We start from the raw sequence: 22,786 nt of genomic DNA, 5'->3' as shown, positions 1-22,786 counted from the left end.
GTCGACTTCGTGACAGCTACCACGCCCGACGCGGGGGCCGGCCCCGCGGATTCCGCGTACACCATCGGTGACTACCTGTTGGACCGTCTCGCCGAGCTTGGCGTCTCCGAGATCTTCGGCGTCCCCGGCGACTACAACCTGGAATTCCTCGACCACATCGTCGCGCATCCGAGAATTCGGTGGGTGGGCAACGCCAACGAGTTGAACGCCGGCTACGCCGCCGATGGCTATGGACGGCTGCGCGGAATGGCGGCAGTTGTAACGACATTCGGGGTGGGCGAGCTCTCGGCGACCAATGCGATCGCCGGCAGTTACGCCGAGCACGTGCCGGTCGTGCATATCGTCGGCGGCCCCTCCAAGGACGCCCAAGGAACCAGACGGGCGCTACACCATTCGCTCGGCGACGGCGACTTCGAGCACTTTTTGCGTATCAGCCGCGAAATCACCTGTGCGCAAGCCAATCTCATGCCGGCGACGGCATGCCGGGAGATCGACCGGGTGCTGTCGGAGGTGCGTGAGCAAAAGCGGCCGGGCTACATACTGCTGTCCACCGATGTGGCACGCTTCCCCACCGAACCCCCCGAAACGCCGCTGCCCCGCTACACCGGCGGTACCAGCCCTCGCGCGCTGGCCATGTTCATCGGCGCGGCCCGCGAACTGATCGGTGACAACCGGTTGACCGTGCTGGCCGACCTGCTGGTGCATCGCCTGCAAGCGGTCAAAGAGCTTGAGGCATTGCTGACCGCCGACGTGGTGCCCTACGCCACGCTGATGTGGGGAAAGAGCCTGCGCGACGAGAGCTCACCCAACTTCCTGGGGATCTACGCGGGCGCGGCCAGCGCGCCGCAGGTGCGTGCCGCGATCGAAGACGCGCCCGTCTTGGTCACCGCCGGCGTGGTGTTCACCGACATGGTCAGCGGCTTCTTCAGCCAGCACATCGACTCGGCCCGGACCATCGACGTCGGGCAATATCAGAGCACCGTGGCCGGCCAGGTGTTCGCGCCAATGGAAATGGGCGCCGCACTCGGGGCGCTGGCCGAGATCCTGGCCGCACGCGGGATCAGTTCACCACCGGTCGCGCCGGCAGCGGGCCGGCAACCCGACACCGGGGCCCCGGCGCCCGCACGCGATCAGCCCCTGACCCAGGAAATGGTCTGGAACCGGCTGTGCGACGCGCTCACACCCGGAAACGTGGTGCTCGCCGATCAGGGAACGTCCTTCTACGGGATGGCCGACCACCGGCTGCCCAAGGGCGTCACTTTCATCGGCCAACCCCTTTGGGGCTCAATCGGTTACACGTTGCCCGCGGCACTCGGGGCGGCGGTCGCGCACCCGGACCGAAGGTCGGTGCTGCTGATCGGCGACGGCGCCGCGCAACTGACCGTGCAGGAGCTCGGCACTTTCTTTCGCGAAGGACTCTCCCCGGTGATCGTGGTGGTCAACAACGACGGCTACACCGTCGAACGGGCGATCCACGGAGAAACCGCGCCCTACAACGACATCGCCAGCTGGAGTTGGACCGACATTCCCAACGCGCTGGGCGTGGTCGATCACCTCGCCTACCACGCGCAAACCTATGGCGAACTCGACGACGCGCTGACCGCTGCCGCGGAGCATCAGGATCGCATGGTGCTCGTCGAGGTGGTCTTGCCCCGCATGGAGATACCGCCGCTACTGGTCGAACTCGTGCAACCCTTGTCACCGGATGGCAGTAGGCGTCGCTGACTCGGATCCCGGCTCGCGCTTCGGCGACTTGAGTAGCGGTCGACTCGCTTATCTCTCGATACGCATGATGTCGGTGAACCGGCCGACGAACAGCGGCGGGTACGGGCCGACTCCCGCGCCCGACATCCACTGGGCGGCGGCGTCGGGATGCTCGATCCACTCTCGCGCGCTCTCTTCGTCCGGGAATTCCTGCAGGATCAACACCTCGTGGGTGTCATCGAAAGCCTGGAATACCCAAGTTTTTCGGATACCGGCCGCGGTAAACCGGTCCATCGCCGAGCCGACGCCCGCGATCAGGGCCGGCACATCGTCGACGGATGCGATGGCGGCCACGACGACCCCGGGCACCGCCGGAGTCGACGGGGGCGCCGGGATGAACCTGTCGATGATCTCGCCGGCGAACACCGCGGGGATGTCCTCGACACCCGCCTCGTCGAACCAGTCGAAGAACACCCGGGACCGCAGCAATTCCACGATCGGCTCACGACTGTGCACACCGATCATCACCAGTACGCGGCCGTAGTCGTGTGTCGACGTGTAGACCAGCACGTGGTGCGCTCCGATATCGGAGAGAGCTTCCTTGTTGTGCTCGAGGAAGGGCTTCACCCGGGTCGGGTCGGGCAAGCGGTAGTCCGACGCGATCACCATCGAATGAATATCGCCGTCGGTCATCGAAGTTGGTCCTTCATCACCTTCCCCGTCGCGTTGAGCGGAAGTGAATCCAGGAACTCTACCGCGCGCGGCACCTTGAATCCGGCCATGCGGTCACGGCACCAGTCGATCAATTCGTCGGCGCCCACCACACCGTTGCGCACAACGAACGCCTTGCCCACCTGCCCGAGTCGCTCGTCGGGGATGCCGATCACCGCCGCCTGAGCGACTGCCGGGTGGCTCAGCAGGAAGCCCTCGATCTCGGCGGGATAGGCGTTGAAGCCGCCGACGATGAACATGTCCTTCTTGCGGCCGACGATGCGCAGGCGGCTCCGCGGTGATCGCGAGCCCAGCGAAGCCGGGCGCGTGGGGGCACCTCCCGCTTGCGGGGGAGGGTCACCACCATCGGACCCGTCGGTGAATTGCCCCAGGTCTCCGGTGTGCAGCCAACCGTCGTCATCGATTGCCTGCGCCGTGGCGGCGGGGTCGTCCAGGTAGCCCTGCATGACGCCGTAGCCGCGGACCAGTACCTCGCCGTCGTCGGCGATGCGCACCTCGACCCCCTCGCAGGCCACGCCGGCGGTGGTGGCGACGTCCTCGAAGGAATCGCCGGGCAGCGACAGCGTGACATTGCCGGCCTCGGTCAGGCCGTAACCGGTCATCAGCGTCTGGAACGGCAGTTCGTCGTGGATACGACGAACGAGCTCGACGGGGATGTCGGCGGCACCGGTGACACCCGCCCGCAGCGTCGACAGCTTGGCCTTGTCCGCCACCGTCAGCAACGAGTGGTACAACGTCGGCGGGCCGGGCAGCATCGTAATGCGTTCGCGCGCAATGAGATCCACCACGGTGTCGACATCGAATACGGCGACCGGCAGCATCGTCGCGCCGCGCAGGAAGGACGTGACGAGTCCCGCCTTCAGGCCGAACGTGTGGAAGTACGGGTTGATCTGCAGGTAGCGGTCGCCCTCGCGCAGATCCGCGAGCGTCGCCCACTCCTCATACATCCGCAGCGTTTGGCGATGATTCATCATCGCGCCCTTCGGGCGCCCGGTCGTGCCCGAAGTGAAGATGATGTCCGAGATGTCGCTGCCGCTGACGGCCCGCTCGAATGGTGAACCGCTGGACAGGAAGTCGGACTTCAGATCGATCACCGGCGTGCCCGCGGGTGCGGTGTAGTCCTGGCCCAGAAATCCCTGCTGCGCCAGGACGGCTTTCGCCCCGCTACGGGCGATGATGTCGCCCGCTTCCTCCGTCTTGAATCGTGTGTTGACCGGCACCAGCACGCCGCCGGCGGTGAGCAGCCCGAACGCCGCGATGATCCACTCCACGCAGTTGGGTGCCCAGATGGCGACTCGGTCACCCTTGTCAATACCGAACTCCGCGAATGCACCTGCAGCACAACGGATTCGCTCGACAACATCGCCGAATGTGAAGCGTAGCGGACCGTCGACGATCGCTTCCGCGTCGCCGAACCGGTCCGCCGCGCTGAGGACCATCTCGGGGATGGTCTGCCAGGTTGGCCGCTCCGTCACACCGTGACGAGTCTGGCCAGGTTTCCGCCCATGATCTTCGCCTGGTCTTCGGCGGTCAGGTGCGACAGCGCCTCGATGTAATACGTCGGCTCCGCCAGCCCTTCCGGATGCGGCCAGTCCGAACCGTATAGCACCTGATCCACACCGACGAGGTTGACCAGATCGTCGATGCCGTCCTCGAAGAACGGGCTGACGTGGATGCGGTTCTTGACCATCTCGACGGGATCGCTCGGGAACGCCTCGGGGGCCTTCCGGAAGACCTCGGCCAGGCCGTCCAGCAGCGGGGTCATCCACTTGGAACCGGCCTCGACGATCGCGACCTTCAGCTTCGGGTGGCGGTAGAGCGCACCGTGAATCACCCACGACCCCACCGAGTCCTGGATCGGCCGCCACTCGTTGAGGATGCCCATCGCGTTGGTCTGGAACGGCAGCATCTCCTGGTCGGCACCGTCCCATTCGGAGGTGTACCGGGAGTAGCCGCTGTCGCTGGAGTGCATGCCGACCAGCACGTCGTGCTCGACGACCCGCTCCCAGAACGGGTCGAACTCGGGCACCGCGAACGACCGCGGGCCACGGAAGCCGGGGACCGGAGCCGGGCGGACCAGGATGGCACGGGCACCGCGCTTGACCGCCCACTCCAGCTCCTCGATCGCCTTCTCGACGATCGGCAGCGTGATGACCGGGGTGGTGAAGATCCGGTTCTGATAGTTGAAGCCCCAGACCTCATCCAGCCACTCGTTCAGCGCGTGGACCAGAACGTGGATGGCGAGCGGGTCGTCGCGCAGCCGCTCCTCGAGGAGGCTCGCCAGCGTCGGGAACATCAGCGTCTTGTCCAGGCCCAGCTCGTTCATCGTCTCGAGGCGCGGGCCCGGTTCGAAGAACGCCGGGATCGCGCGCATCGGCTCGCCGAACAACTCGCGCTTGGTCTTGCCCTCTGGGTTGCCGTACTTGAAGTACTCCTCCCAGGCGCCCGGCCGGGCTACGACCTCGAAGGTCGGGTTGGGAATGTAGTTGCTGATCTGGCCGCGGATCGCGATCTTGGTCCGCCCGTTGATCTGCACGTACTGGACATAGTCCTTGTACTCCTTGGGCAGGAACTTGGTCAGCGCCTCCGGCGGCTCGTAGAGGTGATTGTCGGCATCAAAGATGGGGAACGGGACGTCGACCCGGTGAGACAGTTGGCCCATGAGATCCTCCTTCGCAATTTGTGAGAATACTATTCTCTCGAGGGTCGTCGCCGCAACGTGCCCCCCCAGTGGTGAGCGCCACTCGCGGTCAGCAGGTAGCGATGATCTTGAACTTGGCCGACGCGGCTTCGTTGGGCTTGTCGGTCTTGAATCCGTTGGCGGTGCCGGTGATGGTGAATTTGTCCCCGCTCATGCTCATCTCGGCGGGGCTGCCGTCGCCGCGGGCGTACATCCCGGTGAACCCACCCAGATTTCGAATGCGGACCGCCTCGGCCGACGCCGGTTGCGCGCCTTCGTCGATGATCAAACTGGCTCCGGCGAACTCGCCGCCGATATCGATCGTCCGAGTCCACTCACGTTGACTGCATTTGACGATGTGGAAACTCGCGTCGTCACCGTTGACGGTCACCGACGCCGAGCTGGACAGTTGGGATGCCGGTCGCGACGTGCAGGCCCCGAGGCCGACCACAGCGAGCACCGCAGCGGTCGCCGCGACGAATCGATTCTGCACTGGGCCACCTCATATCGTTGATGAACAAACCCATTCAGCCTGCAGCGATGATGCTATTCTCGCCGCACGAGAATGCCAATATCGACGGCTCTTCGAGGAGCAAAGACGGATGCTGGATTTGGAGCTCGACAACGGGTTGGCGGTACTCACCATCGACCGCCCCCACGCGCGCAACGCGATCGCGCTCGACACCATGGACCAGTTGGAGAAGGCGCTCGATGCGGCAGCGGGCGCCCAGGCCCTGGTGATCAGGGGCGCCGGCGACAAGGCTTTCGTGTCCGGCGGTGACCTCAAGGAGCTCAGTGCGCTGCGGACCCTGGAGGAAGCAACCGCGATGGCAAGGCGGATGCGGGCCATCTGCGACCAGCTGGCGAACTTTCCCGCACCGGTGATCGCCGCACTCAACGGCCACGCCTTCGGCGGTGGCGCCGAAGTGGCCGTTGCCGCCGACATCCGGGTTGCGGCAAGCGACATCAAGATTGCGTTCAATCAGGCGACGCTGGAGATCATGCCGGCCTGGGGCGGCGCGGAGAGACTGGCCGCGCTGGTCGGAAAGGGCAGAGCACTTCTACTGGCGGGCAGCGGAAAAGCCGTCGACGCCGCCGAGGCCGAGCGGATGGGGTTGGTGGACGTGGTGTTACCGCGCGCCTCGTTCGAAGAGGGCTGGCGTTCGATTGCCACCTCGCTCGCCCACCAGCCGGCCGCCGAGATAAAACGCGTAATCAGCGGTGTTTCGGCTGAGGAGGCGATAGCATCCTTTGCACGACTGTGGGTTGCCGACGCGCACTGGCAGGCCGCAGAGCGGGTAATGAACCGAAACACCAAGCCGCGCAAGGCCGCCGGAGGAGGGACATGAGTACCAGCGTAAAGAGACTAATGGGCATCGGATCCGCGCTGACCGTGGCAGAGCTGTTGGTGGGCGTCGGTTTAGTCGTGAGCACTCCGCTGGCCCATGCCGACCCCGACCCGGTGGTCATGCATCACGTCAAGTACACCGTCACCGCACAGCATCCGATCTACACCGACATCTATTACCTGGACCAGCAGCCGGCAAGATTCTCCGATTACAGCCACAACCCGTACGCGTTCACACCGCACGTCGACGTCGATCTCGGCCCGGGCAAGCCGTGGAGCTTCGATCTGGACATGTCGAACCCCGACGCTTACGCGATGGTGGTGGCGAGCACGGGCACGGAGCCCGGCACACCGGGGCTTCACTGCGATCTGGCGGTGGACGGAGCCGTCGTCGTGTCCAAGGATGGCCCCAAGGGCGTGCTTTGCTCGCTGCGCAACTGGTGAACCACCCAGGTCTCCGGCACCCCCGCAAAGGGCTGTGGCTCGCCTTCCAGGCGACGCAGGTGACTCTCGACTAATGCCACGGTTTCGGCATGACCGGCCGAAATACCGACCGCCTGCTCGAGCACGAGAAATCGCGACAGGCTGGACATGAGAACGGCAACCACCACCGGCGGCATCTCTTCGCGTGCCACGCCGTAGCGCTCCAGCGCAGCCGTCACCGCTTGGCGTTGTTCTTCGCGGAAACGTTCCGCGTAATAAGCGATTTCGGCTCGCATGTCTTTGCGGTGATTGGCCAGCGCCATGAATTCCATGGAAATCCGGGTGAATGCGGGGTCGGTGCCGAACCTCCATACCGCCCATAGCGGCTGCGGCGACTGCATCAACTGAGCGTGCACCTCGAGCGCTTCTTCGCCGCGGCGACGGAAGACCTCGAGGAACAACTCCTCCATGGTGCGGAAGTAGTAGTGCACCAGCTGAGGCTTCAGCCCCGCCTTGTTCGCCAGACGGCGCGACGTGACGGCGGCGTAGCCCTCCTCGATCATCAACTGTTCGGCCGCATCGAGCAGCAGGCCGCGGTTCTTGGCGTCCGGCGCCCCGATCCTGCGGGCCGATGTCATGCCGCTGCTCCGTCCTTTCCGCGCTCACCTGCCGACCACGGGAATCGTAGCGTGGCACGGCGTTGTGACCTTGACCACGACATTACCGCCGTGCTAAGCAGGTGCTCAGCAGATTTCCGAAATCGGGGGGCCGGTACCGCATGCCGCCGAAGCCCATCGTTTAAGTCAGCCCAGGGAGACGCAATCCGATGACCGACTACGAGTCGATCGACTTCTTCACCGACCAGTCTCTGGTCCCCGATCCGCACCCGTACTTCGACTACCTGCGCAGCCAGAACCCGGTGCTGCGCCTGCCGCACTACGGGGTCATCGCAATCACCGGCTACGCGGAGGCCACCGAGATCTACAAGGACCCGGAAACCTTCTCCAACATCGTCGCGCTGGGCGGACCGTTCCCGCCGCTGCCGTTCACGCCCGAGGGCAGTGACATTCGCGCCCTGATCGACGAGCACCGCAGCTACTTCCCGATGAACGAGCACATGGTCACGATGGACCCGCCGGACCACACCAAGGCCCGCTCGGTGCTGAGCAAGCTGCTGACCCCCAGCCGGCTGAAGCACAACGAGGAATTCATGTGGCGGTTGGCCGACCGCCAACTCGACGAGTTCCTCGCCACCGGTGAGTGCGAGTTCATCGCCGAATATTCCAAGCCGTTTGCCACGCTGGTCATCGCCGACCTGCTCGGCGTTCCCGAGGAGGATCACAAGGAGTTCCGCACCGTTTTGGGTGCCGACCGCCCCGGCGCCCGAGTGGGGGCACTTGATCACGAGTCGGTCGGCATCAATCCGCTGGAGTGGCTCGACGACAAATTCTGTTCCTACATCGAGGAGCGCCGCGGCAATCCCGGCGAGGATGTGCTGACATCGCTGGCGACGGCGAAATACCCCGACGGATCCACACCCGAGGTCATCGAAATCTCCCGCTCGGCCACCTTCCTTTTCGCCGCAGGCCAGGAGACCACGGCCAAGCTGCTCAGCGCTGCGCTGCAGGTGCTCGGCGACCGGCCCGATATCCAGCAGGCACTTCGTGACGACCGCAGCCTGATTCCCGGCTTCATCGAGGAATCGCTGCGCATGGACAGCCCGGTCAAGAGCGACTCCCGACTGGCCGTCCGGGACACCAACATCGGTGGCGTCGACATACCCGCGGGCACCGTGGTGATGGTGCTCCCGGGTGCGGCCAATCGAGACCCCCGCCGATTCGACAACCCGCACGAGTTCGACTTGCACCGCAAGAACGTTCGCGAGCACATGGCGTTCGCCCGCGGTGTGCACTCGTGCCCGGGCGGACCGCTCGCGCGGGTGGAGGGACGGGTCTCGATCGAACGCATCCTGGACCGGATGCCGCACATCGAGATCAACGAAGCCCATCACGGGCCGGCCGCCGACCGTCGCTACACCTACGAGCCGACCTATATCTTGCGCGGCTTGAGCGAACTGCACCTGTCGTTCACGACGGCGGATGCTGTCGCGCCGGTGGGCTGAACCACCGCTTCGTGCGCACTACCCGAGCTGCATCCCGACGAAGTAGCAGCTGAGCATCGCGACGGCCATCACCACCACCCAGGCGTCGGTCAGTCGGCAGAGCAGCACGGGTGCGTTTCGCACCTCCATGAACTCGCGAAAGATGATGCGCACCTTGATGAGTGCGATGACGATGACGCTCGACGTCACCACCGCACTGGATTTCAGCGACCCGTCGACCGAGTGGTCCAGCCACAGGTAACCGAGCGTGAGCAACGCCAGGATCACCCACACCACCAGCAGCCGTTTGTTGAATTTCACGCCTCACCTCACCACGTACAACAGCGCGAAGATGAGCACCCACAGGAAGTCCACGGTGTGCCAGTAGGTGGCGCACGTTTCGACGATTACCTGGGATTCCCGTGATCTTGCTGGCGCACTTCGGAGTTGGTAAACGATGACGCCGAGGGCGACGAAGCCGATCACCAGATGAACGAAGTGAATTCCGGTCAGAAAGAAGTAATAGGTAAAGAAGTCGTTGCTGTCCAACCCATTTCCGGCGCCGACCAGCCGGGCCCACTCGAACACCTTGAAGAAGAGGAACACCGCGGCGAACGCGGCCGTGATGAACACGTCTCGCAGCGCCGCCCGGTACTCACCGGCGCGCGACGACTGAACACACCGCGCCACCGACCATGAGCTCAGCAGCAAGACGAGGGTGTTGAACACTCCGATCCGCAGGTCAAGGTGCGCCTGGGAGTGCAGGAAAAGCTCGGCGTTGCGAGCGCGGGAGAACAGGTAGAAGCCGAAATATGCGGTGAAGACCAGGGTTTCGAACAATACGAAGGCCCACATGTCCGGCTGGCCCGGCACGAACCTGGTGCGTTTGTCTTTGTCGGGGAGTTCGGTCTTGAGGTCGGTCACAGCGCGGCAGCCTTTTTCCGCGCGACTTGCGGCAGCGGTCCGGTACCGAAGTCTTCGCGCCGGATCATCTGGAACAGCATCACGATGAAGGTGACTTGGTAGATGCCGAACACGACCATGTCCAGCCACCAGGCGATCTCGCCGTCCCATGCCAACACACCACGCCGGAAGATCCAGCAGGGCGCCACGACGACCTCGGTCAGCGCGTTGCAGAGGTTCAGATAGCCGAACCACTTGGGAAACACCCGATTCTTGTCGAGCAGAATCGCGACCATCCAGATCAGCGAGCCGATCAAGAAGACTCCCATGGTTCCGTCGAAAGACAGGAAGGCGAAGTCGTAGAGCCAGCCGATCGCTTCGGGGTTGCGCTCCGGTCGCAGCGTCCCGACGATCAACGCGATATTGAGCAGGATCATGCCGGGAACCGCACTGAGCGAGTAGATGATCAGGTACGAGTAACCGAATGCGGGGCTTACCGACATGCGTCGCATCGAATAGGCGATCAGGGCATTGTTCACGGCGATCATGCCGCTGATGGCGAAAATGACGCCGAAGCCCAACGGGATGCCGAGGTGGCGTTCGGAGAACCAGTGGACCTGAGTCGCGAGATCCCAGGTGGGCTCCGGCGGGGGCTGGACTTGGGCGACGATGAAGAACACCGGGAAGAAGACGTTGTAGAAGACGATGAGTATCCCCCACGCCAGCCACAACTCGCGCTTGGGACCGCGCAGCAGGTGCCAGGCGATCCGCTGCGGCAGCGGGCCGGAGGGGGGCGTGGCCCCAGTGGTCGGTGGTGTGATCACCGCGCTCATGCGTTGACCAGTTCATCTGGGCGCCCGCGGTTCTCGGCGCGCTCGCGATATACGGCCTGCCCCAAGACCACGCCCATCACGACGATCCAGACGGCGATCGCAACGTTTTTCACCCAGAAGGACAGGAAGCCGTCCCACGCGAATGGGCCGGTCAATGACACTCCGACAAAGGCCGCGGGCACCAACGCGACGGCAACGAGAAGGTTGAAGTGCGCGACCCAGCGGGGGAACACGGGGCGTGGCTGGTCATCGAAATATATTGCCAGAGCGAGGATTACGCTTTGTCCGATCAGGAATGGCACCAGGATGGTGAAGGTCATCCAGGCGAAGTCATTGAGCAGCTGAGTCAGCTCTGGACTGCGCTCGGGGCGGAAGGCGGCCAGCAGCCAGCAGACGTTGGCGACGAGAAACAACGTCGGACCGCCGGCCAGACAGCCCAGCATCGCGTAGGAGAAGATCGGCGTCCGGTGTGCCATTCTGCGGATCTGCAGCACGATCAGGGTCAGGATCGGGACCAGGCACACGCCGAACCAGTTGAACACGATCATGCTGTACCGGATCTGTGGGATGTGGGCCGGATCGCGATAGAACGCGGCCACCTGATCCGCCGGCATCGTCGGTGACATCGGCGGATTGAAGCCCGGAAACAGGAAGAAGCCGGCGATCCAGAGAATCACCGCCACGGGCAGCGTCCACAACAGAATGACCTCGCCGTCGATACGCCGCAGCGCGGCTCGCGCGGATCCCTGACCCGTTGCATCGCCCCCGCCGATGTCGGACATCGGTGACTCCCTTCAACACGAAATCACATGGCTACATTCGGCTCGACACCGAAGCTAGCCGGTCGGCTAGCCTCGGGTCAATAGCCGTTCGTCTAGGCTCAGTGCGTGGGAACAGCGGAGCAGCCGGTCAGCGACGAAGAGCTGAGAGTTGTTCACTACAGCCCTGCCCGAACACGGGTACTCGATGCCGCGCTCGATCTGTTCGCACAGCACGGCGTCAGCGGTACGTCGCTACAGATGATCGCCGACAGCGTCGGTATCACGAAAGCCGCTGTGTACCACCAATTCCGGACAAAAGACCAGATCGTGATCGCGGTGACCGAGCGTGAGCTGGGGCGGCTGATTCCGTCCCTGGAGGCAGCCGAGGCACACGGCAACGGACCGCAGGCCCGGGATGCGCTGCTCGAGAGCGTCGTCGAAATGGCTGTCCGCGACCGCCGGCTGGTGCGCACCCTGCAGTTCGACCCCGTTGTGGTCCGTTTACTGGCCGAACACAAGCCGTTTCAACGCTTTATGGACCGGCTGTATGAAGTGCTGCTGAGCGATGCCGGCCTGGACGGGCGGATCGAGGCGGCCATGTTCTCGGGAGCGATCAGCACCGCCGTCATGCACCCACTGGTTGCCGACATCGACGACGACACATTGCTGGAGCGGCTCACCGACATGATCCGGCGCCTGCTCGGTCTGCGTCGAGAATCCGCCGGCTGACGCTTACGTGTCGCCGCGGATCCAGCTCAAAATGCCGTCATGGGCAAAACAGATCAGGAAAAGGCCATCGGGCGACTGCGCAACGTAGTTCTGGTAATTCTGGCAGTTGGCGCCTTCGTCCTTGACTCCCGCCATTGGCGGTGATCGGAACCATCGCGGCTGATATCTCCTCGGCGAACCGCAGAACATCAGCCGTCCCGGCTGCGAGCCGAAGGAGACATAACCATCCGTGACACCGAAGGCGTAATAGGTGGTGTTGTCACACGGCGCTCCGAGGACCTGATGCCCCATGATGCCGGGCGTGCAGTCGGGATAGTCGCAGACGGTGGGGCCGGCCGACGACGGCGGCGCCGCCAGGACACCGGCGCCGAGCAACGCGGCAAATAGGGCCACGATTAATCGCACCCGATTACTTTGCCACACCCGAAAAGAAAATTCTCCTGGTTGGAGAAGATCGCCTGAGCAACAACGGCTGTCCGCGCCGGACCGCCCCGAAAGCTACAACGTCCCGTTTCCCGACGAGTGAGTATTTCCGCATGTAAGAGCTATGAAGGCAGCTGCCCGATGAAAGGTTTGAGCTCAGGCCCAAGTGATAAGCTGCCTCTCCGTGCACCATCCGGACGGGCTCGACGCCGACGATTGTGGTGATTCAACGGACGCCACCAATCCCGGCGAACCACAGTCGCGCTCAGGGGTCGACTCAGGTGCCGTAGCGCCCGCGTCGGAAACCGGCACAGACGACGAACTCGTTGAGGCTGAAGCGCGAGCTGAGGCGGCTCGAGCACGCCTCGCGCGGCTACGTGAGGCGGCAGAAACCGGGGACGCGGACGACGCCGCGTCCCGAGATGCCCAGCAGCGCCCGGCGAAGCCCACCCGGAAACGGTCCGGGCGTCCGTGGTGGCGGCGCCGCCCGACGCGCAAAGCAATAGCTGTTGGCGTCGGCATCGTGCTCGCCTCTGCTTCTCTCGGCGCGAGCGGTTACATGCTGTGGCAGCACCGCACGACCGTGCACAATCGCCAGCTCTCCGTGGAGTTCAAAGAGGCCGCCCGGCAAGGGATTACGAAGCTGATGTCGATCGATCCCAATCATGCCAAGGAGGACGTCCAGCGCATGATCGATGCCACGACGGGCGACCTCAACGGCCAGCTGGCAGCGATTTCAGTCCTCATGGTCAAGAAGGCCCAGGACTCGAAGATCGGCAGCAAGGTCAATGTGGAAGCCGTTGCCGTCGAGTCGTTGAGCGACAATTCGGGAGTCGTGCTGGTGGCGGCGAAAACCGATGCCATTGGGCCGGATAACGAGAAACCGCCACCGGCGTTGTTTCGGCTGAGCGTCACGCTGCACCGCGACGGCGGTCAGCTCAAGATGTCGAAGATCGATTACCTCTCATGACGGGTGAGCGTGGCTCGTCGCTGGACAGCACCGAAACCGCAAGTGACAGCACGGAAATTCCGCCCGCCGAAGGATCGGCAAACTTACGACGGCCTGCGGCGATCCGGCGCTGGGCCCGCCGGTGTGCGGCAAAGTGGGGTTCGATCGTCGGGACGACGTTGGTCGTTGCCACCGTGGGAGTCGCCGCCGGCGTGTATTTCGTTCTGTACCGGCCGGGTCAGCGGGTCGACGACGCGACAGCACACCGCGTCGTCCAGTCGGCATCAGAAGGCGCCGTGGCGGTGCTGACCTATTCCTACGACCATTTGGATCGCGATTTCGCCGCGGCGAAATCGCATCTCACCGGCGAGTTTTTGGCCTACTACAGTAAATTCACCGACGATATCGTCGGGCCGACGGCGAAAGAGGGGCACCTGACGACGTCCGCCAAGGTGATTCGGGCCGCGGTTTCGGATTTGCATCCCGATTCGGCCGTCGTGCTGGCTTTCGTCGACCAGACCACGGCAAGCATGCAAAAGAAAGATCCCTCGAAGATGCAAAGCGCGGTCCTGATCACCCTGACAAAGGTCAACGATTCCTGGCTGATCGCGAAATTCGAACCGGTCGCATGAGTGCAGTTCCAACCCGTTACCTGACGGGCCGAAACGGTGTAACGTCATCGTTCGAGAACGCCGCAACCGATGGCGGAAAGCTGCCAAAGGCACTGTCGGATTATGCGCTTCGAGGAGTCCCTGATGCGTTCAGCTAAAACACTCACCACCGCAACGCTGCTGGCTGCCACTGCATTCGGCGGTTTGGGCACTGCCTCCACAGCCCAGGCAGTAACCAAGGAAGAAGTGGCCCTCAATGGGACTTTTCGCGCCACGTCCATCGGCGATTGGGCCCAGAGAAATGACCAATACTTCGGCGAGCCAACGGTCTACCAAGTATGGACCATCAGCTCAACGTGTGTCACATTCCAGGAATGCCACGGCACGGTCTCGAGTGACCAGGGCTGGAGCGCGCCCCTGTATATGAATGACGGGCAGGTGTGGAAGCTGAAACGCGAGGTGCCGAATTGGGAGCGGTGCGAAGACGGTACCGCGTTCTCCGGCCAGCAGACCTTCTCTTTCTTCCCGGTGAACGAGAACGGTGGATATCAAGTCGGGTCGCATACCTTGTCCGGCAAGGACAAGACGGTCGGCCCGAGCGGTGCCTGCGGACAAAACCAGTGGCTTGATATCGCGATGCCGTTGCGCCTGGACCAGCTGAGCTGACCGCGCGGTCGTAGCTTCACTGCCCCACCTCCCCGCAGGGGGCGGTACCCCCATTTCGTGCCGGGCACGGTCTCCGGGCGGGTTCAGGTGGGAAGCATGTCCTTCCACGTCTTGGGCGCTTTCGAGGTCGCGAGATCCGACTGCTCGTACAACTTCCCGTCCGGGCCGATGTAACGACCGGTGCGCGGATCGTACTTTGCCACCACGACCGACGGCTTGGGCTTAGATCCGTTGGCTCCGAACGAGCTTGGCGCAGCCTGGGGCTGTCCACCGTCGACCACCTGATCCGGTGGTGCGGGGGCGGCGGGCGGTGGCGGCGCTGGTGCGGGAAGTTCCCCGGCCGCAGGAAGGTCGAGTGGTGCTATCGGCGGAAGTTCAGCCGACATCGGCGATATGGGCGCCAGCACCGGTCCCGACGACGGCACCGGTGGCACCGCCGCTCCAGGCGTACCCGCTGGCGGATTTTCTCCACGCGGCCCCGCTGGTGTGCCGCGCGGCACCGCTCCCGGAGGCAGCGGCGTTCCCCCTATCGGGGCGAAAATTCTGCTATCGCCGGTGATCCGGTCGTCGGGCGGGACGCCCTGAGCGAGCAGATTCGGATCCAGTGGGTAGGGACCCAAAGTGTGCTGGCGCATCGCCAGCGGCATGAACGGCTTGTCGCTGTTGCAGATTTCGACGGTGGGCGCGCGCTTACCCGGATGGCCCATGCAGGGATAGTTGCGGGCACCGCGAACCGCCAGCGGTGAATCCTGCGGGAGTTTGCAATACAACCCGTCCGGTGTGTCGATGTCGCTGAGGTCGTCCGGGGATCGCCACGTGTTGGGTGGCATGAAGCCGACCGTGCAGATGGGCGGGTCGTCGATCGTAAGTGCGAAGTCGCCCATGGCCTTACCGTCGGGATGGTTTTCGCCCTGAGCGGCCTGCTCGATGGCAACCGCCGACGGCAGCAACACCAGCAGCTGCTCGATCGAGGGGTGGTAGGTGACGCCGATCTGCCCGATGGTGGTCAGATTGGCAAGCAACACCGGCAACGTCGGCTTGACTTGTTCGAGAAGCCGGGACGCCTCGTTCGCAGCGTCGGGACCGTTTCGCAGGATGGTACGGAAGTGGGAATCGTTGTCCACCAACACATCCGAAATCCCGGCGAAGCTACGTGCCCACGTCCTGATCGAATCGGTGGTGCTTGCTTGCGTATCCAACAGCGGCCCAGTGTCTTCGGTGAGGGCTTTGGTGCGATCGACAACCCCGTTGGCATCGCGAGACAGTGTCTCCGAGGAATCGATCAATGACCCCAGGTCGTAACCGGAACCGTTGAAGCCGCGGAAGGTTTCGTCGAGCAATTGGCCGAGTTTGGACTTCGGGATGCTGCCGACCAAGGCATTGAGCTGCTCGAGCATCGGGCCGACCGCCTGCGGAATCGTCGTGTCGCGTGCGGCGATTACCGAGCCGTCGTGCAGATAGGGCGCCGAATCGGTTTTGGGCCGTAGGTCCACATACTGTTCACCAACCGCGGAAACACTGAGCACCGCCGCCGTCAGGTCCGCGGGGACCTTGGGTGAAGTGTTAAGGGACAGCGTCGCTTTCGCGCCGGTCGGAGTCAAACCCACCGAGGTGACCTTGCCCATCTGAACCCCGCGGTAGGTCACGTTGGAAAACTGATACAGGCCGCCGGTAGCCGGCAGCTCCAGCGTCACCGTCATCCGGCCGATGCCCAGCAGGGTCGGCGCTTGGATGTAGAAGATCACCATCGCGATCACGCCAAGGGTCCCGACGATCGTGAAAATCCACAACTGCAGCCGAACGAAGCGCGTCAGCATCTATCCGCCACCTCCCGTCGGTGCCGTTTGACCCAGACCCGCGTCAGGCTGAGGAGCCCGCGGCGGCCCGGGCGCGGGGCCGTAATAACCCCCTGGAGGCCCGGGCAACGGGACCCCGGCTGGCGGCGGGGGCAGCGGCAGCGCATTGGGATCGATCCATGGCGGCCGCACCGGGTCGTGCAACGGATCGAGTGTGTAGTTCATGCGATACGGGTCCCCGGGCTCCGGTACCACCGGCATATCCAGCTGCCCCCAGTGGGTCCCCAACAGCAATCCCTTCTTGAGCCGGGGAATTGAGAGGTCGAGGTCGACATGCAGGTTGAAGTAGTCGCCCCGGACCGCGCGGTCGACGAAGTTCTGGGTGAACGGGAACACGAACCCTGCCGCGATCGCCATGCCGAACTCCGGTCCCACATCGGCGAGTGCCTTGATGGCCGGCTCCAAATTCTTCAGGTTCTTGACCAGATCATCCTGAGCGTCGTTGACCAACCGGTTCGCGGTATTGCTGAACACGCGCAAGTGATCCAGCGCGGCGGTCAGCCGCGGCCGCTCCTTGATCAACACATCGAGCGCCGGCGGGATCTTGCGCAACGCCTCGGTCAGCACGTCGCGCTGATCGGCGAACGTGCCCGACAACCGGTTCAGCGCCTTAATGGAGTCAACGAGGTTGTCCCGCTGCTGATCCAGCGTCCCCACGAACGTGTCCAGGCGCGTGATCAGATCACGCACCGCACCCTCATGCCCCGACAGCGCGGTGGAGAAGTTGTGGACGACCTCGCCGATCTGCCCCAGTCCTCCGCCGTTGACCACCGCGCCCAGCGACGACAACGTCTGCTCGGTCGACGGATACGCCGTGGCCCGGCTCAGCGGGATGGTGGCCCCGGGCTGCAGTCGTCCGCGGCCGCCCTGACCGAGTGGGGTGTTGAGCTCCACGTGCATCGACCCCAGCAGGCTGGTCTGACCCACACTGGCCACCACATTGGCCGGCACGACCACATCACGCTTGACCGAGATCTCGACGTCGGCGTGCCAGCCCTGCACCCGCATCTCCCCGACACTGCCGACCACGACATCGTCGATCATCACCGGCGAATTCGACTCCATCGTGCCAACATTCGGCAGTTCGACGTGATAGATGTTGGCCCCCGGCCCACGCCCCACCGCACCGGGCAACGGCAACGAATTCAGGCCGTGAAACGCGCATCCCGTCGCCGTGAACACCACACAGCATCCGACGGTCAACACCCGCCGAGCCGCGACCCGGGCGATCACTGCTGTGGCCCTTCGGCTGGCAGCAGCATGTCCGACACACTCGCCGCCGGTGGCGGTGGTGGTGGCATCGGCGTCGACGGCGGAGGCGGCAACGGCATCGCCGCACCCGGTATCCGCTCCGGTGGCACCGCCCCCGGCGGTCCGACCGGATCACCGGGCAGGCCGGTATAGGCCGATACCGCGGGCGGGATCTCGGGTGGTCCGGGTTTCGGGCCCTCACCGCCGGGTGCCAAACGCGGTTCGGTGTAGAGGATCTTGGACGGGTCGATGGACTTCTGCAGAATGAAGTTGATCGGAAGCGGCGAGTTGTTGAAGTTGAGCAGTCGCAATCCGGGGCCGAGAAACAGGGCGCACAGCTTGCCGGATTCGACCGCGGTCACGTTCTCGATGGCGCCGATCTGGTCGCAGCCCGGAGCCGACAGCAGAAGCTGGCCGCCCCAAGTGGGATTCGCGAAGTTCATCAGCCCGAAGCCCCCCACGATGGTTCCGGTGTCGGCGTTGTAGTCGTTGAAGAAGTTGCCGAGTGCGGTCGGCGCGCCGTGCAAAATGTTTTCCAGGGACATGTGGTGATCGACCAGGTTCTGGGTGACGTCGGCCAACCTGGCAATCTGCTCGCTGGTCTGGTTGCGCGTGCCGGCGATGAATCGCTGCACCTCACCGACGGCCGTCGACAGATCTGTCAGCGCCGCATCGAGATCGGATTTGCTGTCGTTGACCACGCTGGTGAGAGTGGCCAGGCGCTCGTTGAACTGCACGATCTGGACATTGCTGTCCCGCAGCGCGCCGACGAAGGTCTGCAGGTTCTTGATGATGTCGACGATGTTGCCGCTACCGTTGGCGAGGATCCGGCCCACCCCCGACAACTGAGCCAGTGTTTGCCGCAGTTTGTCGCCGTTACCGCCGTCGAGAGCGTTGGCGGCGCTGTCGATGAAACGACCCACGGATGTGCCCGACACTCCGCTCTTGGGGCCCAAATCGGTTGCCAGCCGCATCAACTGGGTTTTGACCTCATCCCACTCGACCGGCACCGCGGTTCGTTCGACCGGTATCACTGCCCCATCGCGCATCACGGGCCCACTATCGCGATAGGCCGGTGAGAGCTGTACGTAGCGGGAGGCCACCAGGTTCGGGGCGACGACAATCGCCTTCGCGTCGGCCGGAATGGGCACGTCGCGGTCGACCTCGAGGGTCATCTTGGCCTGTGTGCCCTGTGGCTCAATGGATTTGATGTTTCCGACTTTGACGCCCGACACCCGCACCTCGTCATGGGGGTAGATCGCCGTGGCGGTGGTGAAATACGCCGTAATCGTCCGCGGGCCAAAGACGGTATTGCGAAGGACCACGGCCACGCCGGCAAGGATGAGCGCGACCAGGGCAACTGCCGCGACGACCGCCAGCCTTTTGCGCGGGATCACTGCGATCCTCCGATCCTGCCGCCCAACGTGCAGCCAGGGCACATTGGAATAGCGTTGTACGGGAAGGGAACCAGCGACCGAGGTACCGGCGACGGGAAGCCGGGACCGCGAGAAGTGTCGAAGGTGCGGAATCCCCAGAGGTAGTCGAAGAACGGCTGGAAGATCTGCGGGGCAAGGAAGTTCGGGACGAACGCCGAGTAGGCGTACATGCTGGCGATGCCCTCACCGACCGTGATCTCGAATTTGGCGAGACCCGGCAGCGCCTTGGCGATGTTGTCGCGGTTCTTCTCCAGGACCCCGAGCACCCTATTCAGTCTCTCCAGTGTCGGTGCCAGGGTGGCTTCGTTGTCGTGCACCAATGCCGTCAGCTGTTTTGCCACCACCGACGTGTTGGCCAGCAAGTCCACGATCTCTTGCCGCCGCGCCACCAGGACCTGGAGCAGCGAGTCGGAGTTGAGGATGAGCTTGTTGACCTGCTGGCTGCGTTCGGAAAGAACGCCCGTGACGTCGGAGGCGCTCTTGAAGAGCTCGCCCAGGTTCTTGTTGCGACTGTTGAGGGTGCGGGACAACCGGCTGAGCGCGTCGAAGGCCGGCCCCATTTGGGGCGCGAGCTGGTCGAGCGTCGCCGACAGCGTGTCCAACGACTGATTCAGCGCCGTGGTGTTGGTGCCCGCGGTGTCCGATGTCAAGTCGCTGACCGCTTCCGTCAACGAATAGGGCGAGGACGTGCGCGAGACGGGAATGAGAGCGTTCGGGTGCATCGTGCCGCCGCCGGTGGACTCCAACGTCAGCGTCCGCTCGCCCAGCAGCGAGCCGGTGCGGATGTGCGCGGTGGTCTCCGACCCGAGCAGGACGTTGCCCTTCGTCGTGAACGTCACCAGTGCATCGCCGTGGCGCAGCGACACGTCCGACACCGTTCCGACCTTCACCCCCGACACGATTACGGGGTTGCCCACCGCAATGCCGCCGGCTTCGGTGAACAGTGCCTGGTACCTGACCATCGTCGCCCAGGCAATGAACCGGTCGGGCGACAGGCCCACCAGGATGACCAGCACCGCCAGGACGACGCCGATGAATCCGGCCTTTACCCGGCCGCCTCCGCGATACTTAAGCATCAGGGTTCTGTGCACCTTCCCGCATCTGACCTAAAGACATTGGCGTGCACCGTCTTACCCTGAAGATCCGTGCCGCGCAGCTCTAACTGGCAGAGGTAGTAGGGGATGGTGGCGCCGGCTACGCCGAGACGGACCAGCTTGCGGTAGTTCTTGGGCGCCTTGCCGATTGCGGCGTCGAGGCGGTCCTTGTCGTTATCGAGAATCGGCGCCAGCCGGTTCAGCTGAGCGATGGTGCCGGACAGCGGCGGGCGGGCCTGGGAGAGCAGATCCGCCAGCGAGGCCGTTCCGCGGTCCAGGGCGTCAATGGCGGGCCCGATGGTGTCGCGGTCATCCGATAGCCCGCTGACAAGTTTCTGCAGCCGATCGATCGCGGCCGAGAACTGGGTGCCGTCCTTGGAGACCGTGCCGACCACCGTGTTGAGGTTGTCGATCAGTTGCTGCACGGTTTGATCATTGTCGGCCAAGGCATTTGAAAACGAGGTGGTCTTGGAGAACAGCGACTCGAGAGTCCCACCTTGGCCTTGGAACACCTGTAGTAAGCCCGACGTCAGCGCGTTGACGTCGCGCGCATTCAGGCCCTGCGTAACGGGTTTCAGTCCGCCGAGCAGCAGATCGAGGTCAAGCGCGGGCGCGGTGCGGTTGACGGGTATCTGACCGCCGGGCGGCAGCTGCTTGGGCGAGCCCGGACCATCGACGAGTTCGAGGTAGCGATCGCCCACCAGGTTGAGGTAGCGCACGGCGGCCCTGGTGCCCTCGGTGAGAACGACATTGCGGTCGGCGTCGAATTTCACCACAACTTTTTTGTCCGGCTGCAGCGAAACACTGTCGACCGTGCCCACCCGGATCCCGGCGACCCGTACCGACTGCCCCGGCTTGAGCCGCGAAACGTCGGTGAACACCGCCGAATACCCGGTCGTCGAACCCGTCCGGTACTGGCCGAAGATGAAGAACAGGAAGGCGGTAAGCATCGCCATCACGGCCGCGAAGACCCCGAACTTGATTAGCGTTGCGCGCATTCTCATCCCGGTTGTCCGATCTGCGCGGGGTTGCGTGGGGGACCGGCGATCGGCCCGTACAGCAGTTGTTTGAGGAGGTCGGAGTTCAGCAACGTCTGCTGGTTTCCGTACCCACCGGCGTTGGCGCCGGTATCGGTAATCAATTGCGGCGGGTTGGTGTTGAAGGGCAGCTTGGGCAGACCCACGCACTGCGGGCCGCCCGTCGCCGCAACCTTGGGCAGGTTCGTCGGGTACCGATAACGTTCGGCGCCCAACGTGAGGCTCGCCGAGATGTTGATGCTCGGCTCCGACAGCGGGGCACCGTGCCCAATCTGAATGAGACCGCCGAAGCTGCAGGTGAGCGCCGGGCCGTACTCGTTGAGCAGATCGGTGGTCGGCACCAGCAGATGCATTACGTCCGTCAGCGGTTGGCGGTTGGCCGACAAGACGTCATTGCCGATGTCGGCCAAGCCGATCGCGCTGATCAGCAATGCATCCAGGTTGTTCTGCTCCTCGACAATCGTCTTGCTGATCCGGGTCGCATTGGAGGCGGTCTTCACCAGGTTCGGTGCCGCATCGGCGTAGGCGTTGGCCACCACCGGCAAGACCGCGAGGTCATGGCGGAACGCGGGAAGGCTCGGCTCCAGCCTGGCCAGAAACGAATCCAGGTCGCTCAGGGATTGGCCGAGCCTGGCACCCCGCCCACTGAACGCCTGCGCCAGCGCACCCAGTGACTCGTTGAGCTTCGGCGGGTCGATCTGAGCCAGCACCGACACCAATTGCTGGAACACCGTGTTGATTTCGACCATGACGTGCTGGCCCTGCAGCGTCTGGCCACCGTGTAGCCGCTGCGCCGAGGGTTGGTCGGGTTCGACCAACAGGATGGACTTCGCGCCGAACACCGTCGACGACGCGATGTCGACCAGCACATTGCTGGGAATGAAGTGCAACTGGGATGGGTCCATCGCCAGGTGAATGGCCGCTTGGCCGTTGGGCAGCGGATCGATCGAGGAGACCTTGCCCACCTGGACGCCGCGCATCTTGACCTTGGCGTCCGGGTTCATCACCAGGCCGGCCCGTTGCGAAATCACGGTCACCGGCACGGATTCGGTGAAGGAGCCCCGAAACAGACCCACGGCAACGGCGAAGATGACGGCGACGACGACCAAGGTGGCCAGGCCCGCCAGCGGGCGCGCATACGACTGGGCACCGAAATGGCGGCCGGGTGACGCGGCGACGGGACGTGCGTCACTGGCGGTTTCAGACCGGCCGATGGGGCTTGGCCCGAATCTGTCTGTCACGTCTACCC

The 22,786-nt window shown here is 64.1% G+C and carries 24 protein-coding genes; 8 read left to right on the top strand and 16 right to left on the bottom strand.

Annotated features, from left to right (window positions below; all coding sequences use genetic code 11):
* Positions 1–9 precede the first annotated feature (9 nt).
* Positions 10–1,725, top strand: a complete 1,716-nt coding sequence (locus tag G6N55_RS21835; RefSeq protein ID WP_085223868.1) for an alpha-keto acid decarboxylase family protein — start codon at positions 10–12, stop codon at positions 1,723–1,725.
* A 48-nt stretch (positions 1,726–1,773) separates the two neighbouring features.
* On the opposite strand, the gene G6N55_RS21830 is transcribed toward G6N55_RS21835, so the two are convergent.
* From G6N55_RS21830 to G6N55_RS21815, 4 genes are all read right to left on the bottom strand, one after another.
* On the bottom strand, positions 1,774–2,397 hold the full coding sequence (locus G6N55_RS21830) for a fatty-acid--CoA ligase (RefSeq protein ID WP_085223866.1): 624 nt from the start codon (positions 2,395–2,397) through the stop codon (positions 1,774–1,776).
* Positions 2,394–3,875 carry a fatty acid--CoA ligase family protein gene (locus tag G6N55_RS21825; RefSeq protein WP_085224012.1) on the bottom strand — a complete coding sequence of 494 codons (1,482 nt, stop codon included), beginning with the start codon at positions 3,873–3,875 and terminating at the stop codon, positions 2,394–2,396. Before G6N55_RS21825 ends, G6N55_RS21830 begins: the two co-directional genes overlap by 4 nt.
* A 32-nt stretch (positions 3,876–3,907) precedes the next feature.
* Positions 3,908–5,098, bottom strand: coding sequence for an amidohydrolase family protein (locus G6N55_RS21820; RefSeq protein ID WP_085223864.1), 1,191 nt, complete (start codon positions 5,096–5,098; stop codon positions 3,908–3,910).
* 88 nt (positions 5,099–5,186) lie between these two features.
* Positions 5,187–5,609 carry a lipoprotein LpqH gene (locus G6N55_RS21815; protein ID WP_085223862.1) on the bottom strand — a complete coding sequence of 141 codons (423 nt, stop codon included), beginning with the start codon at positions 5,607–5,609 and terminating at the stop codon, positions 5,187–5,189.
* A gap of 109 nt (positions 5,610–5,718) precedes the next feature.
* Here G6N55_RS21815 and G6N55_RS21810 point away from each other — a divergent pair, with 109 nt between their 5' ends.
* Together G6N55_RS21810 and G6N55_RS21805 are read left to right on the top strand one after the other, a co-directional pair.
* Entirely contained in the window at positions 5,719–6,465 is a 747-nt protein-coding gene (locus G6N55_RS21810; RefSeq protein ID WP_085223860.1) for an enoyl-CoA hydratase/isomerase family protein, read from the top strand.
* Positions 6,462–6,908 carry a hypothetical protein gene (locus G6N55_RS21805; protein ID WP_372517593.1) on the top strand — a complete coding sequence of 149 codons (447 nt, stop codon included), beginning with the start codon at positions 6,462–6,464 and terminating at the stop codon, positions 6,906–6,908. Before G6N55_RS21810 ends, G6N55_RS21805 begins: the two co-directional genes overlap by 4 nt.
* Here the strand turns inward: G6N55_RS21805 and G6N55_RS21800 are convergent.
* Positions 6,824–7,525, bottom strand: coding sequence for a TetR/AcrR family transcriptional regulator (locus G6N55_RS21800; protein ID WP_085223858.1), 702 nt, complete (start codon positions 7,523–7,525; stop codon positions 6,824–6,826). The genes G6N55_RS21805 and G6N55_RS21800 overlap by 85 nt on opposite strands.
* 188 nt (positions 7,526–7,713) lie before the next feature.
* On the opposite strand from G6N55_RS21800, the gene G6N55_RS21795 reads away from it, so the two are divergent.
* Positions 7,714–9,009 carry a cytochrome P450 gene (locus G6N55_RS21795; protein ID WP_085223856.1) on the top strand — a complete coding sequence of 432 codons (1,296 nt, stop codon included), beginning with the start codon at positions 7,714–7,716 and terminating at the stop codon, positions 9,007–9,009.
* Between the two features lie 18 nt (positions 9,010–9,027).
* On the opposite strand, the gene G6N55_RS21790 is transcribed toward G6N55_RS21795, so the two are convergent.
* From G6N55_RS21790 to G6N55_RS21775, 4 genes are all read right to left on the bottom strand, one after another.
* The gene (locus G6N55_RS21790; RefSeq protein WP_085223854.1) at positions 9,028–9,309 is read right to left on the bottom strand and encodes a cytochrome C oxidase subunit IV family protein; all 282 of its coding nucleotides are present in this window, start codon (positions 9,307–9,309) and stop codon (positions 9,028–9,030) included.
* Between the two features lie 3 nt (positions 9,310–9,312).
* Positions 9,313–9,843 (bottom strand): cytochrome c oxidase subunit 3, encoded by a 531-nt coding sequence (locus G6N55_RS21785; RefSeq protein ID WP_085224008.1) that lies wholly within the window; start codon positions 9,841–9,843, stop codon positions 9,313–9,315.
* A gap of 65 nt (positions 9,844–9,908) precedes the next feature.
* A complete protein-coding gene (locus G6N55_RS21780; RefSeq protein ID WP_085223852.1) occupies positions 9,909–10,724 on the bottom strand; it encodes a hypothetical protein in 816 nt (271 codons plus the stop codon).
* On the bottom strand, positions 10,721–11,506 hold the full coding sequence (locus tag G6N55_RS21775) for a hypothetical protein (protein ID WP_085223850.1): 786 nt from the start codon (positions 11,504–11,506) through the stop codon (positions 10,721–10,723). Before G6N55_RS21775 ends, G6N55_RS21780 begins: the two co-directional genes overlap by 4 nt.
* A gap of 105 nt (positions 11,507–11,611) precedes the next feature.
* Here G6N55_RS21775 and G6N55_RS21770 point away from each other — a divergent pair, with 105 nt between their 5' ends.
* Positions 11,612–12,214, top strand: coding sequence for a TetR/AcrR family transcriptional regulator (locus G6N55_RS21770; protein WP_085223848.1), 603 nt, complete (start codon positions 11,612–11,614; stop codon positions 12,212–12,214).
* Between the two features lie 3 nt (positions 12,215–12,217).
* Here the strand turns inward: G6N55_RS21770 and G6N55_RS21765 are convergent, their stop codons facing one another.
* On the bottom strand, positions 12,218–12,607 hold the full coding sequence (locus G6N55_RS21765; protein ID WP_085223846.1) for a hypothetical protein: 390 nt from the start codon (positions 12,605–12,607) through the stop codon (positions 12,218–12,220).
* A 214-nt stretch (positions 12,608–12,821) separates the two neighbouring features.
* Between G6N55_RS21765 and G6N55_RS21760 the strand changes: the two genes are divergently transcribed.
* The 3 genes from G6N55_RS21760 to G6N55_RS21750 all read left to right on the top strand — a co-directional run bounded on the left by G6N55_RS21760 (position 12,822) and on the right by G6N55_RS21750 (position 14,863).
* Positions 12,822–13,607 carry a hypothetical protein gene (locus tag G6N55_RS21760; protein WP_085223844.1) on the top strand — a complete coding sequence of 262 codons (786 nt, stop codon included), beginning with the start codon at positions 12,822–12,824 and terminating at the stop codon, positions 13,605–13,607.
* Positions 13,604–14,218: a hypothetical protein gene (locus G6N55_RS21755; protein WP_085223843.1), complete on the top strand. Its 615-nt coding sequence runs from the start codon at positions 13,604–13,606 to the stop codon at positions 14,216–14,218. The genes G6N55_RS21760 and G6N55_RS21755 overlap by 4 nt, the downstream gene beginning before the upstream one ends.
* Before the next feature lie 123 nt (positions 14,219–14,341).
* Positions 14,342–14,863, top strand: a complete 522-nt coding sequence (locus G6N55_RS21750; RefSeq protein ID WP_085224006.1) for an Rv2253/PknI dimerization domain-containing protein — start codon at positions 14,342–14,344, stop codon at positions 14,861–14,863.
* 83 nt (positions 14,864–14,946) lie between these two features.
* On the opposite strand, the gene G6N55_RS21745 is transcribed toward G6N55_RS21750, so the two are convergent.
* The 6 genes from G6N55_RS21745 to G6N55_RS21720 are packed head-to-tail and all read right to left on the bottom strand — an operon-like array spanning position 14,947 to position 22,778.
* Positions 14,947–16,680, bottom strand: coding sequence for an MCE family protein (locus G6N55_RS21745; protein WP_085223841.1), 1,734 nt, complete (start codon positions 16,678–16,680; stop codon positions 14,947–14,949).
* On the bottom strand, positions 16,681–17,952 hold the full coding sequence (locus G6N55_RS21740; protein ID WP_085223839.1) for an MCE family protein: 1,272 nt from the start codon (positions 17,950–17,952) through the stop codon (positions 16,681–16,683).
* Positions 17,949–19,367, bottom strand: a complete 1,419-nt coding sequence (locus G6N55_RS21735) for an MCE family protein (protein ID WP_139826942.1) — start codon at positions 19,365–19,367, stop codon at positions 17,949–17,951. The genes G6N55_RS21740 and G6N55_RS21735 overlap by 4 nt, the downstream gene beginning before the upstream one ends.
* Positions 19,364–20,482: an MCE family protein gene (locus G6N55_RS21730; RefSeq protein ID WP_085223837.1), complete on the bottom strand. Its 1,119-nt coding sequence runs from the start codon at positions 20,480–20,482 to the stop codon at positions 19,364–19,366. The genes G6N55_RS21735 and G6N55_RS21730 overlap by 4 nt, the downstream gene beginning before the upstream one ends.
* Positions 20,482–21,504, bottom strand: coding sequence for an MCE family protein (locus tag G6N55_RS21725; RefSeq protein ID WP_085223835.1), 1,023 nt, complete (start codon positions 21,502–21,504; stop codon positions 20,482–20,484). Before G6N55_RS21725 ends, G6N55_RS21730 begins: the two co-directional genes overlap by 1 nt.
* A complete protein-coding gene (locus G6N55_RS21720; protein WP_179968095.1) occupies positions 21,501–22,778 on the bottom strand; it encodes an MCE family protein in 1,278 nt (425 codons plus the stop codon). Before G6N55_RS21720 ends, G6N55_RS21725 begins: the two co-directional genes overlap by 4 nt.
* Positions 22,779–22,786 lie beyond the last annotated feature (8 nt).

The sequence above is a fragment of the Mycobacterium florentinum genome (assembly GCF_010730355.1).
Classification (GTDB): Bacteria; Actinomycetota; Actinomycetes; order Mycobacteriales; family Mycobacteriaceae; genus Mycobacterium; species Mycobacterium florentinum.
The sequence above is the reverse complement of the archived record's forward strand: the minus strand, read 5'-3'. Positions and strand labels throughout refer to the sequence as shown.

What these genes read in the sequence shown, in the direction of transcription:
- G6N55_RS21830 (WP_085223866.1), bottom strand. Translation starts at nt 2,397, where the DNA reads ATGACCGACGGCGATATTCATTCGATGGTGATCGCGTCGGACTACCGC.
- G6N55_RS21825 (WP_085224012.1), bottom strand. Translation starts at nt 3,875, where the DNA reads ATGGTCCTCAGCGCGGCGGACCGGTTCGGCGACGCGGAAGCGATCGTC.
- G6N55_RS21820 (WP_085223864.1), bottom strand. Translation starts at nt 5,098, where the DNA reads ATGGGCCAACTGTCTCACCGGGTCGACGTCCCGTTCCCCATCTTTGAT.
- G6N55_RS21810 (WP_085223860.1), top strand. Translation starts at nt 5,719, where the DNA reads ATGCTGGATTTGGAGCTCGACAACGGGTTGGCGGTACTCACCATCGAC.
- G6N55_RS21805 (WP_372517593.1), top strand. Translation starts at nt 6,462, where the DNA reads ATGAGTACCAGCGTAAAGAGACTAATGGGCATCGGATCCGCGCTGACC.
- G6N55_RS21800 (WP_085223858.1), bottom strand. Translation starts at nt 7,525, where the DNA reads ATGACATCGGCCCGCAGGATCGGGGCGCCGGACGCCAAGAACCGCGGC.
- G6N55_RS21795 (WP_085223856.1), top strand. Translation starts at nt 7,714, where the DNA reads ATGACCGACTACGAGTCGATCGACTTCTTCACCGACCAGTCTCTGGTC.
- G6N55_RS21785 (WP_085224008.1), bottom strand. Translation starts at nt 9,843, where the DNA reads ATGTGGGCCTTCGTATTGTTCGAAACCCTGGTCTTCACCGCATATTTC.
- G6N55_RS21780 (WP_085223852.1), bottom strand. Translation starts at nt 10,724, where the DNA reads ATGAGCGCGGTGATCACACCACCGACCACTGGGGCCACGCCCCCCTCC.
- G6N55_RS21775 (WP_085223850.1), bottom strand. Translation starts at nt 11,506, where the DNA reads ATGTCCGACATCGGCGGGGGCGATGCAACGGGTCAGGGATCCGCGCGA.
- G6N55_RS21755 (WP_085223843.1), top strand. Translation starts at nt 13,604, where the DNA reads ATGACGGGTGAGCGTGGCTCGTCGCTGGACAGCACCGAAACCGCAAGT.
- G6N55_RS21750 (WP_085224006.1), top strand. Translation starts at nt 14,342, where the DNA reads ATGCGTTCAGCTAAAACACTCACCACCGCAACGCTGCTGGCTGCCACT.
- G6N55_RS21745 (WP_085223841.1), bottom strand. Translation starts at nt 16,680, where the DNA reads ATGCTGACGCGCTTCGTTCGGCTGCAGTTGTGGATTTTCACGATCGTC.
- G6N55_RS21730 (WP_085223837.1), bottom strand. Translation starts at nt 20,482, where the DNA reads ATGCTTAAGTATCGCGGAGGCGGCCGGGTAAAGGCCGGATTCATCGGC.
- G6N55_RS21725 (WP_085223835.1), bottom strand. Translation starts at nt 21,504, where the DNA reads ATGAGAATGCGCGCAACGCTAATCAAGTTCGGGGTCTTCGCGGCCGTG.